This is a genomic window from Legionella erythra (assembly GCF_001467615.1).
Lineage (GTDB): Bacteria > Pseudomonadota > Gammaproteobacteria > Legionellales > Legionellaceae > Legionella_C > Legionella_C erythra.
In genome coordinates this window covers 198,638-213,039 of the sequence record NZ_LNYA01000003.1, presented here as the reverse complement: position 1 = coordinate 213,039, position 14,402 = coordinate 198,638, and the positions used below count along the sequence as shown (strand labels likewise).

Here is a 14,402-nt window from a genome sequence, read left to right as displayed (position 1 = left end):
CCTTGCCTAGTCTTTCAGGTATTTTTCGATAATGGATTTTTTGAGCTCAATTTCGCAATCGTCCATGGTCAGCGGGCGGGAGTAATAATAGCCCTGGATGCCGTCGATACCAAGAACCTTTAAGGTGTCTAACTGTTCTTCTACCTCAACGCCTTCAGCAATCACACTGATGTTGAGTTTGTGGGCAATGGTGATGATGGCGCTGATGATGGTTTGATCGAGGTAATCATGCTGGCAATTGTCAATAAAGGCTTTATCAATTTTAATTTTATTGACGGGCAAATGTTTTAAATAAGACAGGCTCGAATATCCGGTACCGAAATCATCAATCACGAGGTTTATGCCGCCTTTCTTCAGCGAATCAATTTCTTTGTATAACCGCTCATTGTATTCAATAAAAAAGGTTTCCGTGATTTCCAATTCAATGCTGGACGGATGCAGCTGGATTTCATCGAGAATATCATTGATGACATGGCTCAATGAATGACGCAAAAACTGCACGGTTGACACATTGATGGCAATGGGACCCGGCAAGATTTTCTTGTCTTTCCAGATTTTGGCCTGTTGGCAGACCGATTTAATAATCCATTCACTGACCGGGATAATCAAGGGGCTTTTTTCCAGGGTATGGATGAAATCCCCCGCGGCGAGCACGCCTTTTTCCGGATGATTCCAGCGCAGCAAGGACTCAAGGCCGATGATTTCTCCTGTCACCCCGTCATAAAATGGTTGATAGACCAGGAAAAATTCCTGCCGGTCATAAGCGCGTTGCAATTCTTTACCGAGACCGTGAATTTGCTGGTACTCTTCATACAGGGCCGTGGAGTAATAGTGGTATTGATTCCTGCCTTTTTCCTTAGCCTGGTAAAGCGCCGTATCGGCTTGTTTGAGCAGGGTTTCGATGTCATGACCGTCTTTGGGATAGATACTGATGCCCATACTGGAGGTGATTTGAATCAGGTGATCATCGATGGGTATGGGTTTGGACATTTCCTTAAACAACCGTTCAACGATAGCTGTAACCTGATCAGTCGAGGTGTTGGCTAAAATCAGAGTAAATTCATCGCCTCCCAGCCGTGCTGCGATATCGCCTTCACGCAGGCTTGCGGTGAGGGTATTGGCCACATGAATCAGGAGCTTGTCGCCATTGTCATGTCCCAGGGTATCATTAATCACCTTAAAATAGTCAATGTCCAGGAAGACCAAGGCAATTTTCCCCTGCGAACGCGAAGCCTGCTTGGTCAGGTGCTGGAACATTTCATAAAGCATGTTGCGGTTGGCGAGCCCCGTTAATGGATCGTGAGTAGCCTGATAATACAATTTGGCGTTTTCAAGGGATGTCATTGCCTGGGACGCCAGCAAATTTAAACTGTCCAAATGATTGGGGGTGAAGGTATGACTGCTGCTGTTATTTTCTAGATAAAGCATGCGCGAGAGCTGCCCCTTATAGAATAGAGGCATCATCAACAGTGAACGGGGATTTTCTCGCTGTACATAGGGATCCTGAAACGTTAGCTCCGATTGAATGGCATCGTTTAAAATAATGGGTTTTTGCGTATGCTGCACGTAATTTAAAATGGAAGCCGGGTATGTGGGCAGCAGCATGTCTTCTTTTTTCTGATTATTGAGATAAATAATCTGTTGTTCAAGATTGCCCTCGGCTTCAACGACCCATTTATCCTGAACCTGAGTCAGAATCATGCTGCGCTGCGCCCCCGCATTTTCAGAAACGATGACTAAGAATTTCTGCAACAATTTGTCCAGGCGGATTTCACTGGAAATCAGCTGCGTGAATTTTAAGATAGCCAGCATGTCGATGCTTTGAGTATTCACCTTGGGGGACGACGCCGGGGTCGGGTTTAAGTTGAAATTAGGCAGGGAGTAGTCAAAGGTCAACATGGGATAATTTTCTTCCAGTAATTTGACGCGTGAACCCGCCCCCCAATCTTTGAAATGACGATAAGCATTATGAAGATACATATTGGCAATGCGGCTGACTTTAGCGGTCATGCAGTGAAAACCGGCGCGCTCTGAGGCAATGGCGACAATCAGATTCAAACCGCTTTGAGTCGCGGTTTCCATGGTTTGCTCATACAATGCGACGACTGGCTCATACCCCTGTTCCAGCCGGGCAAATTCGCTGCGAAGCAGCAGGGCATAGGCTTTGAAATTATCCGGACACCAAGTGGCGTATTTCTCAATAAAGCGGCTGAGCCCGCGTAATTTTTTTAAATAGCCATGGCGTTGCACATGCGATATTTCCGGTAAATGATAAAACATGGCAAGCGCTAAAAACAGTTTACCGTCCAGGTGGCTCATCATGCCGGTATTGAATTCGGCATAGCGCAGGTGATTTTCGCCCGCCTCGATGGCGTCCCCGTAGCGGCCGAGCATAAAATACAAAAAAGTAAGCGAGCTGTAAAAAAAGCTGAGTTCGGTTTTATTCTTGCCTTTGATGATGTCCTGCTCGTAAGCTTTGAATTTCTGATCAGAAGCGAGGGAAGTATTTTCAAGGCATTGAGCAGCATATTCTGAAAACCGGATGAAGTTAAGGAAATCAGAAATATTGACCCTGGACATGAACGCAATAGCCGATTGAATATTCTTTTTCATTTCCTCCAGTTTTTTGCCGTTGGTTTGTGAGTGAACGACTAAGAGGAGATTGCTGTAATTGCTATACACCAAATCACCGACTTCACAGCAAAGCCTGAAGGCATTAATCACTGTGTTATTGCAAACGCTGAGCGGATTCTGATAAGGCTCAATGAATGCACCGATAACGAACTGGTTCTTCCCTTCGAAATTGGACGCGCCATATTTTTGTTTAAGCCGGTTGTAGAGTTTGACAAAGGCAATGGCGTCATCGTACCAGTTCAGCGAATGCATGATGATGAAGGCAAAAACCGGTAGCGACATGGATGTGCTGTCGGTATAACCATACTTTAAACTCAGGCTGATATTTTTGCAGGTGAGGATAACAAAAAGCTGTTGGTTGGTAATAAAGGCGCTGTTTAGAAGCTGCGTGATCAGATTGACGATAGCCCGCTGTTTGGCATCCTCCATCAGCGGCAGATCAATGTTTTCTATCCTTGTTTTTCTAAGCTTGAATTTGATTTTATAAATGGCCGCGAGTATATGAATGAGTTTGGGCTTTTGAGGAATCCGGATGTCGAATTTTCTGAGGGCATTTAAGCCAATCTCTAACGCTTCGGTATGCTGGCTAAGGGTGGAGAGCATTTCAATTTTTAAACGATAGATGCCCAACCTGTCCAATTCGTCCTTGACATTATCCAACAGTTCAGAAAAAAAGGTGTTTGCGCCGTTGAAATCACTGATGAGGTATTTGCACACAGCCTGTTCACGGTAGACAGGAAAGACAAGGTCATAATGTTTTTTCCAGTTCACGGGCTGTAACAGTTCCACGGCGGCAGAAAGGTATTCATTGGCGGCAAAATAGGCAGAAGACAGTTTGGCTTTTTGCCCGGCCCAGAAATTGTAGCGGGCCAGTTGCAATCGTTCTTCAGGATCATCAATTAACGGCAGGCTTTGATTGAAATGTTCCATGACATCAAATAACCGTTCGTCGTCTTCGGTTAGTGGCCTGTCCTTTAATAACAAACGCCCGATTTTCAAATGAAGGGCTGGCCTTTCCGCTTCATCAATTAACTCATAGGCTGCCTGTTGAATACGGTCATGGGCAAAACGGTAATTTAATGTCGTGATATTAATTTTGGAGAGGTTTTCCCGAAGTCCAACCAAACCCATGGTTTTATAGCTTTCTTCCAAAGGATAAATTAAGTTGCTTTTAATGGCCTGCCACAGGTTTTCAGCGATTTGACTGGTGCTTTGCCCGTTAATAATCTGTAAGGTTCTGAAATCAAACTGATGACCGAAACAAGCCGCCAGTTTTAAAATTTCTTGTGTGGGCTTGGACAGCAGATGAATTTTGGATGTCAGCAGTGAAATGACATTATCGGTGGCGCTGGTGCGCTGAATTCGGGTTAAATCCCATTCCCACAAACCTTTATCATAAGAAAAAAAAAGCAATTTTTCCTGATAAATGATCTTTAAAAACTGATTGATAAAAAAGGGATTACCCTGGGTTTTATCATAAATGGCTTGCGCCAGCGTTTGAATTTTTTCACTCGACGTTGATAACGTGTCCTGCAGAAGTTCCTGGATATCCTGAAACAGCAGGGGTTGTAATTTTAACGTGCCAAGAGATACCTTGTGCTTATGGAGATTATTGATGGTCAGTTGCAGCGGATGCCGTTCATCCACTTCATTATCGCGGTAGGCGCCAATGATGAGCAAATGATTGGTGTCATTATCCTGCAGCAGGTTTTCAATGAAATTAAGGGATGAATTATCTGCCCACTGCAAATCATCCAGGAACAGGACCAAGGGATGTGAGGGCTGGGCGAAAACACGGACAAAATTTTGGAAAACCAGATTAAAACGAATTTGGGCGTCCGTTGGGTTTAACTTGGGCACCAGCGGTTGCTGGCCGATGATCAATTCGACATCGGGTATAACATCCACCACAACCTGTCCAACATTGCCTAAGGCCGCAATCAGCTGATGGCGAAGCACGTCCAGCCTGTCTTCACTTTCGGAAAGCACCTGTTTCACCAGGCTCTGGAAGGCGGAGACAATGGCGCTGTAAGGCATGCTGCGTTGCAGCTGATCAAATTTCCCATCGATATAGTATCCTTTGTGCTGGACAATGGGTTTATGAATTTCTTTGACCAGCGACGTTTTGCCGATTCCAGAATACCCCGCAATCAAGACAATTTCTTTGGTACCGAGACTGACCCGTTTGAAGGTATTGATTAATTGTTGCACCTGCGGTTGGCGACCATACAGGTTACGGGAAATGTTGAGATGGTCGCGGATATCATTACTGCCTAAGGTGAACTCTTTAATATTGCCCTTGCTGCGCCACTGATTACGGCATTCCTGCATATCGGCACGCAAACCGACAATGCTTGAATACCGTTCTTCCGGCATTTTCTCCAGTAACTTGTTGATAATGGCTTCAAGCATGGGGGGAATATTGGGGCGCAGTTCCGTGAGTGACGGCGGTTTTTTGGCAATGTGGCAATGGACCAGTTCCAGGGTATCCATGGTTTGAAAGGGTAACTGATTCGTCAGCATCTGATAAAGGGTGATGCCCAAGGAATAAAAATCCGTTCGGTAATCCACGGGGCGGTTGATGCGGCCAGTCTGTTCCGGAGAAATGTAGGACAGGCTGTCCTCGAATTCATTTAAGTTCAAATAGTCGAGATTTTCTTCTGAAAGCCGCGTAGATGCGCTTAAATCGACCAGTTTAAGCTTTAATTTTTCTGGATCAATAATGATGTTGGCTGGTTTGATTTCTTTGTGGATGATATTGCGCTGATGCAGCTCCCAGAGGATATCAATCAACTGGATAGCCAGATTAAAGAAATCGTCAATTTTAAGTTGGTTGGTCATGAGGTAGGCGTGAAGTAACTGACCTTTTACGCTTTCTAAAACCAGCACGGGAGCCGGTGTGTGCTGCAGAAAATCATAGGCTTTGATAATGGTGGGGGCTTCAATGCTGTTAAGGAGATGGAACTCATGCTGCAAGATGGCCAAATTGTCGGTTGAGGCGTAATAGTTATTGGGTATTTTTAACAAGACCTTGCACTTATCTTTCAGGCGCAGGGCATGATAAGTATCGATACTATGATTGTGTCGTAATTTTTCCTGTAATGCATAGCCTGATATGGAAATCATCGAATCCTGTCCTTCGCCATTGGCAGTCGTTCGTCAAACCAAAGCAGCATGTTTTATTCTTTCAATTATAGAAGAGTTTGTGATGGATGATTGAACAATTTTTTCAAAGGCTTGGGGATGAAATTTGACAAATTGGACAATCATTACTAATCTTATTGTGCATTGCAACAAAGGAGGAAGCCATGCATACGGAACATTTCGAACAATTAAAAACCACGTTGAATAATTTGCAGAAGCCAGTACAGGAACTAGCCGCGCTTCATGCCAGAACACTGCAAAATTTGTCTTATATCAAACCCGAAGAACTTTCCAGAATGCAAAATCCGGAAGAAATCTGGGATAGAAACATCAAGCTGTTTATCCAAAACAGCCACAAAGCGCTCGATTTCATGCAACAGGCTTTCAACATTTTTGAAAGACACTGGCTTTTTATGTCTGACACCATCAAAAGCAACACCAGTCAGGCTATGCAACAGGGCCAATCCATTGCTCGTACCCTGGGTTCAAGCATCAAGAGCTCCGGTAATGGCACATCAAGACCTAAAACCACTACGACCAAAAAAACTGCGTCAGCCAGCAGAACGGCGTCTCCTGCCAGCAAAACAGCATCCCGTAAAACGGCTTCTGCATCCAGAGCTACGACTGGCATAAGCAAATCCACATCGACTAAAAAATCGGCTTCAAGCGCCAGTAAAAGTTCGATAAAAAAAGTGGCGTCCAAGGCGAAAAGCACCCTGAGCAAATCGGCTAAACCGATAAGCCGCACGGCAAAAAGCAGTTCTGTTAAAAAAACAGTGACTGCCAAAAAGCCAATTGCCGCTAAAAAAATCACCGCGTCGAAAGCCAAAACCACTACAGCTAGAACCAGCGCAAAACCATCAACAGCCACCAAAAAAATAGCCACTGGCACGCAGAGCACGGCATCACGCGCTAAAACAACGGCTAAACCAACGATGGCAAAAAGCACGTCTTCCGTGGGAATGAACAGACCCGGCACATCGTCCAGCATGATGCATGGTTCAAATGGCGGCTCAAAGCAAGGTATTTCAACCAAGCCCCAGACCACTGCCGGCAGCACCACATCAAGACCCGGAATGCAGCCATCCAGGCCCATTACTCCGTCCATGGCGTCTAAGGACATGAGCAAGCCAATCATTAACCCATCGGCTACTGTCCGTGATAACAAAACCATGACCAGTGAGCACAACAAGTATGGTTCCATGAACATACCGTCTCACTTAAGCCGTGATAGCAACCTGCCTAAAAAATAAGGCTTTTTCTTAAATAAAGGCGTCTTGTTTAAAGACGCCTTTTTCTTTTGAGCGATTTCAAATTACTTGCTTTAAGTTCTTGCTTCAATCGCATTTTAGCCAGTACACTTTTCCTTCGCGCTAAATCTGAAATCAGTAGTCTTGTCTTAACCAATGTTTGGAGTGATGAATCACACTGAACGATCAGCAGGGGATGTGGCTGTGTTTTTAAGCAGAATTAAAGAGGGTTTACGCAAAGGTTCAATCACCAGAGACGATGAGAATGTTGAAAAGGAGTATTCCAGTTTTCTTTCCGCGAAAGAAATCATTCTGGCCTATGATTCGGTGACGGAGATTCCTGGAACGTTGGCAGAAGCGCGTATCACGTTTGTAAGCAGTCTCTTTAACATGTCGGATGCACGGTTTGAGCAGGTCGCGAAAACGCTGCATAACTTCGGCGATATTTTAAGTGACAAACACCGTTTGACACTGAAGGAACTGATTAATACCAAAGCCGATAACCATACCCAGGCCGCCAGGGCTGAGCGTATCTTTCTAACCACGGAGGAAAGGACGCGCTATTATCGCAAGAAATACAACGATTTTATTGCCGAGCGTAAAAAAGAAATTGAGATGAACAATCAGCGTTCCCAGGTTCAGTTTCTGTTGCTTGATTTTGCTGAATCAGGCATGGACGAATGCCTGAATATGAGTGTTGCAGAAACGTCTGAAGTCAAACTTGGCCGCGCAACCAGTTACTTAAAAGACAAGTATGGCATTGAACTGCAGCCACTCCAGTTCCGCAATAATTTGCAATCCTATGGGGCTAATCTTGTTAATTTTTATGATGTGTTGAATTCGGCCAGAAAATCGGTGGCAGATTATTACCCTCCCGAATACCAAAAGGAATTTGAGGTCTTCTATCGAGAGCAGGAAGAACGCCTTTTTCCTGATCCCCGCATGGCCAGGCCTATCGCTGCTGTCAAAATGGTTGCGGCTTACCAGGATAGCAAACTTGAGCCGACGCATGGCGATTACCTCATGATGTGCAAAGAAATTGAAGCCTGTCTTGCGGATATACCGCTTGAGGTTTGCATAGCCTACATCAAAAAAAAGGATGAACCGGCGGAGACTTTTTTTAAGGAAGTGCTGACGACCATTTATCAAATCATTAAGGAATATCATGACAATACGGTTTCTTATGCGGCCTGTCATGAAAAATCAGCCCATACCCAAGACTCGCTTGCAATCACGGTGAATAAAAACAGCTACCCCACGTTTCCTGAGCGACCAACTGGGAAGAACAGGCTTCCTCTGGAACAGGAGGAGGCAGCGATTGTTCCGGCAAAAAAATGGACAATTAATCCTGTGCAAACGTTTGATGCATCCCCTTCAGAAAAGCTGACCCCCGTTGCAAAAACGCCTTCATTCTCTGATCTTGAGCAAAAAAGGAAGCCGTTGCCGCCGCTGCCTAAATCGTACAGCGCGAATGATGTGGCGGTGACAGTCGCCCCAGCCCCTATTCTTCATTCGGTTCCCGCAAGTCCAGAACAATCCTCAGGGCATCATCGCACCAACCCCAGCGTTAATTTTTTTCAGAAACGGCAAATGGTGGCGGCGGTGTTGGCTAAAGATGCCCCTCCTTCTATCCCTGGTGGTCGAGGAATGGGCAATTCGCATAAAAAATGATTTTCTTTTCAATGGGTTGCTCTGAAGTGACCGATGTGTTGGCAAAATAAAACTATACTTCTAATGAACAAGGAAGAAACAAAGTAAAGAGGATAGTATTATGAACGCCATTGATTTTTTAATTAAAGAACATAATCGGGTACGGAAGATGCTGGCCGATATCAATGATGCTTCGCATCGGGAAGAAACCCGGCGCAAACTGTTTGCCGTTTTGTCTCAAGATTTAATCCGGCATGAAAAAATGGAACATACCGTCTGGTACCCGCATTTTAAAGACAGGCTGGATGATACGGTGAAACACTTGGTCAGTGAAGAAAAAGGGGCTGAACGGGCAATCAGGCAACTGGATGAAACCGCCACGGCTGCAACCTGGGAAGAAAAATTTTCCAAATTCAAAAAGGACGTGGAACATCATGCCACTGAAGAAGAGCAGATTCTGTTTCCTAAAGTGAAAACCCTGTTGAGCGAAGACGAGTTGGAAAAAATAGGTCAGCAAATGTTCCACTTTAAACAGGACAATCAACCGACCGCCCATTAACAGGGGGGAGGTAAAGCCATCGCCAGGCAGGCTATGGCAATCGCCCTCGGGCAGTGTCTGACAATCGCTGCCAGGGCGGATACGTTCACGCTGGTATAAATTATTGCTGATCGTGAATTTCCTTGCGGTGACAGGTATAAACTTTAGTCAAAACTCGGTAAAATAAGCCACTTTATTTTAATTTGCAGTCACTATGCCAAAACGCACTGATATACAATCCATTCTGATTCTCGGCGCAGGTCCTATCGTCATTGGTCAAGCTTGCGAATTTGATTATTCCGGAACCCAGGCAGTTCGCGCTTTAAAAGAAGAAGGATACCGCGTCATTCTGGTCAACTCCAATCCGGCTACCATCATGACCGACCCCGAGTTGGCCGATGCTACTTACATTGAACCCGTGCAATGGCAGGAAGTGGCGCGTATTATCGAAAAGGAAAAGCCCGATGCCTTATTGCCCACCATGGGTGGACAAACGGCGCTGAACTGTGCCCTGGACCTGGTGCGAGAAGGGGTTTTGGCGCGCTACAATGTCGAAATGATTGGTGCTACCCGTGAAGCCATTGATCGGGCCGAGGACCGGGATCAGTTTCGCCAGTTAATGAAAAAAATTGGTCTTGACATGCCACGCTCAGCCATTGCCCACAGCCTTGAAGAAGCCTTTCAGGTGCAGGCGCGGCTTGGATACCCTGCTATTATCAGGCCTTCGTTCACCATGGGCGGCAGCGGCGGCGGGATTGCCTATAACCGTGAAGAGTTTGAAGAAATCTGTTTGCGCGGTCTGGAGTTATCGCCCACCCATGAACTGCTTATTGACGAGTCTGTGCTTGGCTGGAAAGAATATGAAATGGAAGTGGTGCGTGATAAAAACGACAATTGTATTATTGTCTGCACGATCGAAAATTTTGATCCCATGGGTGTGCACACAGGCGATTCCATTACAGTCGCGCCAGCGCAAACCCTGACTGACAAAGAATACCAGCGTATGCGTGATGCCGCCATTAAAGTGCTGCGGGCGGTCGGCGTTGATACTGGCGGTTCCAATGTTCAGTTCGCAATCAATCCAGAAGATGGCCGCATGCTGGTGGTGGAAATGAACCCCCGTGTGTCGCGCAGTTCAGCCTTGGCCTCCAAGGCCACGGGTTTTCCAATTGCCAAAGTCGCGGCCAAGCTCGCGGTGGGTTATACCCTTGATGAATTGGCGAACGAGATTACCGGCGGCCAGACACCGGCCTCGTTTGAACCCAGCATTGATTACGTCGTCACCAAGATTCCCCGGTTTAATTTTGACAAATTCCCGCAGACCTCGCCCATTTTAACGACGCAAATGAAGTCGGTGGGAGAGGTAATGGCCATTGGTTCCAATTTCCAGGAATCTTTGCAAAAAGCCATCCGTGGCCTTGAAATTGGCCGCAGCGGTCTCATCCCCCTGTTTAAAAAGGGCGACCTGCCGCGTTTGCAGGGTCATTTACACGAGCCAACGCCTGATCGCCTGTGGTATATTGCTGATGCGTTTCGTCAAGACATGTCGCTTGAAGACATCCATCAGGAAAGCCGCATCGATCCCTGGTTTTTATCGCAAATCCAGGAACTGGTGATGCTTGAGCGCTCGTTATATGGTAAATCCATTAATGAACTGGATGAGCCGACCCTGCGTTTAATGAAACAGCGCGGTTTTGCCGATGCTTACTTGGCCCGGCTGCTCTATTGCAATGAAGAACAGGTGAGGGCGCGGCGGTTGGCATTGGGCGTCGTCCCGGTATACAAGCGCATTGATTCCTGCGCCGGTGAATTCCCAAGCGATACAGCTTACCTGTATTCCTGCTACGAAACCGCTTGTGAAGCGCGTCCACAATCTGACAAGAAAAAGATTATGATCCTGGGCGGCGGACCCAACCGCATCGGTCAAGGCATTGAATTTGATTATTGTTGCGTCCATGCTTCCATGGCGCTGCGTGAAGCCGGTTATCAAACCATCATGGTCAATTGTAACCCGGAAACGGTTTCCACTGATTTTGATACCTCCGATCGCCTGTATTTCGAACCGGTTACCTTGGAGGATGTGCTTTCCATTGCCGCCGTGGAAAAACCGGATGGTATCATTGTCCATTATGGCGGCCAGACGCCGCTGAAACTGGCGAGGGATCTTGAAGCCAATGGCTTAACCATTATCGGCACGTCGCCCGATGCTATTGATCAGGCCGAGGATCGTGAACGCTTCCAGAAACTGGTGGCTGAGCTGAAGCTTGACCAACCGGCCAACGGGACTGTGCGCAGCGAAGAGGAAGCACTCGAAGTCGCTAAACGCATTGGCTATCCTTTGGTGGTTAGACCCTCCTATGTGCTGGGGGGCCGCGCGATGGAAGTGGTTTACCATGAAGATGATCTGAAGCATTACCTGAAACATGCGGTGGCCGTTTCCAATGACTCGCCGGTGTTGCTGGACCAGTTTCTTAACGACGCCATCGAAGTGGATATCGATGCAGTCTGCGACGGCAAGGATGTGATGATTGGCGCCATCATGGAACATATTGAACAGGCGGGTGTGCATTCCGGCGATTCAGCCTGCACCCTGCCCCCATTCAGCTTAAGTGTCGTGGTTCAACAGGATTTGATCGAGCAGGTACGGCAAATGGCTTTAAAACTCGGTGTGGTGGGCTTGATTAATGCCCAGTTTGCCATTCAGGCCGATGATATTTATGTGCTGGAAGTGAACCCCAGAGCCTCGAGAACGGTTCCTTTTGTCTCCAAGGCCACCGGTTTGCCTTTAGCGAAAATTGCCGCACTGTGTAAAATCGGCGTTTCCTTAAAGCAACAGCGGTTAAGCCAGCATTACCCCATGCCATCGTTTTATTCCATCAAATTACCGGTTTTTCCCTTCATCAAGTTCTCAGGTGTCGACTCCATTCTTGGGCCTGAGATGAAATCCACCGGGGAAGTGATGGGGATTGCCCGCCGCTTTGGTCAGGCTTATGCCAAAGCGCAATTGGGTGCCGGTTGCAATATCGTCAAACGCCGTCGGGCATTCGTCTCGGTTCGTGATGCCGACAAGACACGGGTAGGGGAAATTGTAAAACGATTGATTCAGTTAGGTTTTGATATTATAGCAACACGGGGTACAGCCCTGGCATTGCAGGCAGCAGGGGTGGAATGCCGGCGTGTATTCAAGGTAGCAGAGGGACGACCGCATGTGCTAGATTTTATCAAAAATAATGAAATTGATTTCATCGTCAATACAACGGAGGGCAAACAGGCTATCGCCGATTCTTTTGCAATTAGACGCAGTGCCTTGCAACACAAGGTGAGCTACACGACGACATTGTCCGGAGCTGAGGCCGCTTGTTTGGCTATGAAATATGAGGACCGGGAGACGGTCTCTCGTTTACAGGATTTACATTAGAGGTGGGTTATGTCAAAACATCCAATGACTGTTAAGGGCGCCGAAGCGCTGAAAAGTGAATTACATCGTTTGAAAACTGTCGAGCGCCCGCGCATTGTGGAAGCCATTGCCACGGCACGTGCACATGGTGATCTCAAAGAAAATGCAGAATACCACGCCGCCCGTGAACAGCAAAGTTTTAACGAAGGCCGTATCCAGGAGCTGGAAGCCAAACTATCCAATTGCCAGATCGTGGATATCAGCAAGCTACCTAATCAGGGCAAGGTTGTTTTCGGCGCCACCGTGAAAATTTGTCATCTGGTGAATAACACGGAAATCTGCTACCAGATTGTGGGTGAAGACGAGGCTGACATCAAATTAAATAAAATATCCTACAGCTCCCCCATTGGCCGTGCGCTCATTGGTAAACAAATCGACGATACGGTGGTGGTGCAAACCCCGGGCGGTACAGTAGAGTATGACATCATTGAAGTCCATTACGTCGCGGAGTAATTACTCTTCCCTGGGTGACTGATCCTTTTCAGGGCAAACGCACTGAAACGTACTTTGCCCATGCAAATGCCTATTTTCCGCGTCCCATGCACAACCCAAATGTCTACTTTCTACGTCCCATGCACAATGCAAATGTCTACTTTCCGCGCTTTATGCGCGGAATCCAGGCGGCTGGATTCAAGATCAAATGGATGCTGTGCATAAAGCACAGCACGTAGGCAAACAAGATGGTTTTAGCACATAAAAAGTGCATACGGTTGCCATGGTCATTTTTTTTGCCTCTTTCCATTCACGCAGAAAAGAGGCTGGCCTGAGGATACCGATGGAGACATCAAGGCAGAAAATAGAATGGATTCGGCAGTTTGAATTCCCTTTTTGCAAAACCACCCATCAAATCACTGTATTGATCACCAATGGTGGCAATGATCGTATAACCTTTTTTACTGATTAATTCACGGGCATGGGCTTTAAACGGCACGATGGATTGTTGCTGGTAATTGTCCGGGCGGACATACAGGCCTGTCCAGTGCTTATAGCCGGCTTTAAGCAGATTGGCTTCTGTGGCTTTCAATTCGGATTGATGTCGACCGGTCACGAAAAACACCTTGACGCCATGCTCTATGGCATCTTTGTATAGCGCAAGCATAGGTTTAATGGCAGGTGCCTGAGCTTTCAGAATTTGCTGATGGATGGTTTGACGATTGGCGGTAAAATCATGTTTGATGATGTCATCATAATTACTGAGGCTGGTTTCATCAATATCCAGAACAATGGCCAGTTTTCGTTTAATCGCCTGGTGGTCATTGGCTTTCACCTGGGCCATGATGTAACGATGCGCCCTGGCAATGGCCTGGGTCAGTTCCTGATTGTAAATACCGGAGTCATGGTAGGTCTTGATTTCGTTTTTTACAATGCTTAAGTTGGGTGGTTCAGCCAGCGCGGGCGAATGAGGTAAAATAAAGAAAGAAAGGGACAGGAACAACGTCAGGAAAAAAGAAGATACAGCTTTCATCACTATCCTACAAAATCAGGGTGAGCGTATTATATAATGCCTATTTTGTTTGTCAATTGCACAATATGACTCCATTGGGGTCATATTCTTATCAGAATCCAAGGCCGTACCCAGGATAACCTGCCTTGTAAACATCGCGATAAATTTCTTCAATGTCACTATAAAATGGGGTATCATTTCGCATTTGCTTTAAATAGAACTAATTTGGTACTATATTAAAGGTAGCCAAACGCTAATTAAGACCTGTTTAGTACTAGATTATTT

The 14,402-nt window shown here is 46.4% G+C and carries 8 protein-coding genes; 4 read left to right on the top strand and 4 right to left on the bottom strand.

The window, feature by feature from the left end; all coding sequences use genetic code 11:
- Positions 1-6: 6 nt before the first annotated feature.
- The 3 genes from Lery_RS02080 to Lery_RS02070 all read right to left on the bottom strand — a co-directional run bounded on the left by Lery_RS02080 (position 7) and on the right by Lery_RS02070 (position 6,982).
- On the bottom strand, positions 7-5,760 hold the full coding sequence (locus tag Lery_RS02080) for an EAL domain-containing protein (protein ID WP_058525587.1): 5,754 nt from the start codon (positions 5,758-5,760) through the stop codon (positions 7-9).
- 248 nt (positions 5,761-6,008) lie between these two features.
- Positions 6,009-6,233, bottom strand: a complete 225-nt coding sequence (locus tag Lery_RS02075; protein WP_058525586.1) for a hypothetical protein — start codon at positions 6,231-6,233, stop codon at positions 6,009-6,011.
- Positions 6,221-6,982, bottom strand: coding sequence for a hypothetical protein (locus Lery_RS02070; protein WP_131750927.1), 762 nt, complete (start codon positions 6,980-6,982; stop codon positions 6,221-6,223). The genes Lery_RS02075 and Lery_RS02070 overlap by 13 nt, the downstream gene beginning before the upstream one ends.
- Positions 6,983-7,196: 214 nt before the next feature.
- Between Lery_RS02070 and Lery_RS02065 the strand changes: the two genes are divergently transcribed.
- From Lery_RS02065 to greA, 4 genes are all read left to right on the top strand, one after another.
- The gene (locus Lery_RS02065; protein WP_058525584.1) at positions 7,197-8,699 is read left to right on the top strand and encodes a hypothetical protein; all 1,503 of its coding nucleotides are present in this window, start codon (positions 7,197-7,199) and stop codon (positions 8,697-8,699) included.
- A 100-nt stretch (positions 8,700-8,799) separates the two neighbouring features.
- Positions 8,800-9,237 carry a hemerythrin domain-containing protein gene (locus Lery_RS02060; protein ID WP_058525583.1) on the top strand — a complete coding sequence of 146 codons (438 nt, stop codon included), beginning with the start codon at positions 8,800-8,802 and terminating at the stop codon, positions 9,235-9,237.
- A 193-nt stretch (positions 9,238-9,430) separates the two neighbouring features.
- A complete protein-coding gene (carB, locus tag Lery_RS02055) occupies positions 9,431-12,634 on the top strand; it encodes a carbamoyl-phosphate synthase large subunit (RefSeq protein ID WP_058525582.1) in 3,204 nt (1,067 codons plus the stop codon).
- A gap of 9 nt (positions 12,635-12,643) precedes the next feature.
- Positions 12,644-13,126 carry a transcription elongation factor GreA gene (gene greA / locus Lery_RS02050; RefSeq protein ID WP_058525581.1) on the top strand — a complete coding sequence of 161 codons (483 nt, stop codon included), beginning with the start codon at positions 12,644-12,646 and terminating at the stop codon, positions 13,124-13,126.
- Between the two features lie 331 nt (positions 13,127-13,457).
- Here the strand turns inward: greA and Lery_RS02045 are convergent, their stop codons facing one another.
- Entirely contained in the window at positions 13,458-14,138 is a 681-nt protein-coding gene (locus tag Lery_RS02045) for an HAD family acid phosphatase (RefSeq protein WP_058525580.1), read from the bottom strand.
- Positions 14,139-14,402 lie beyond the last annotated feature (264 nt).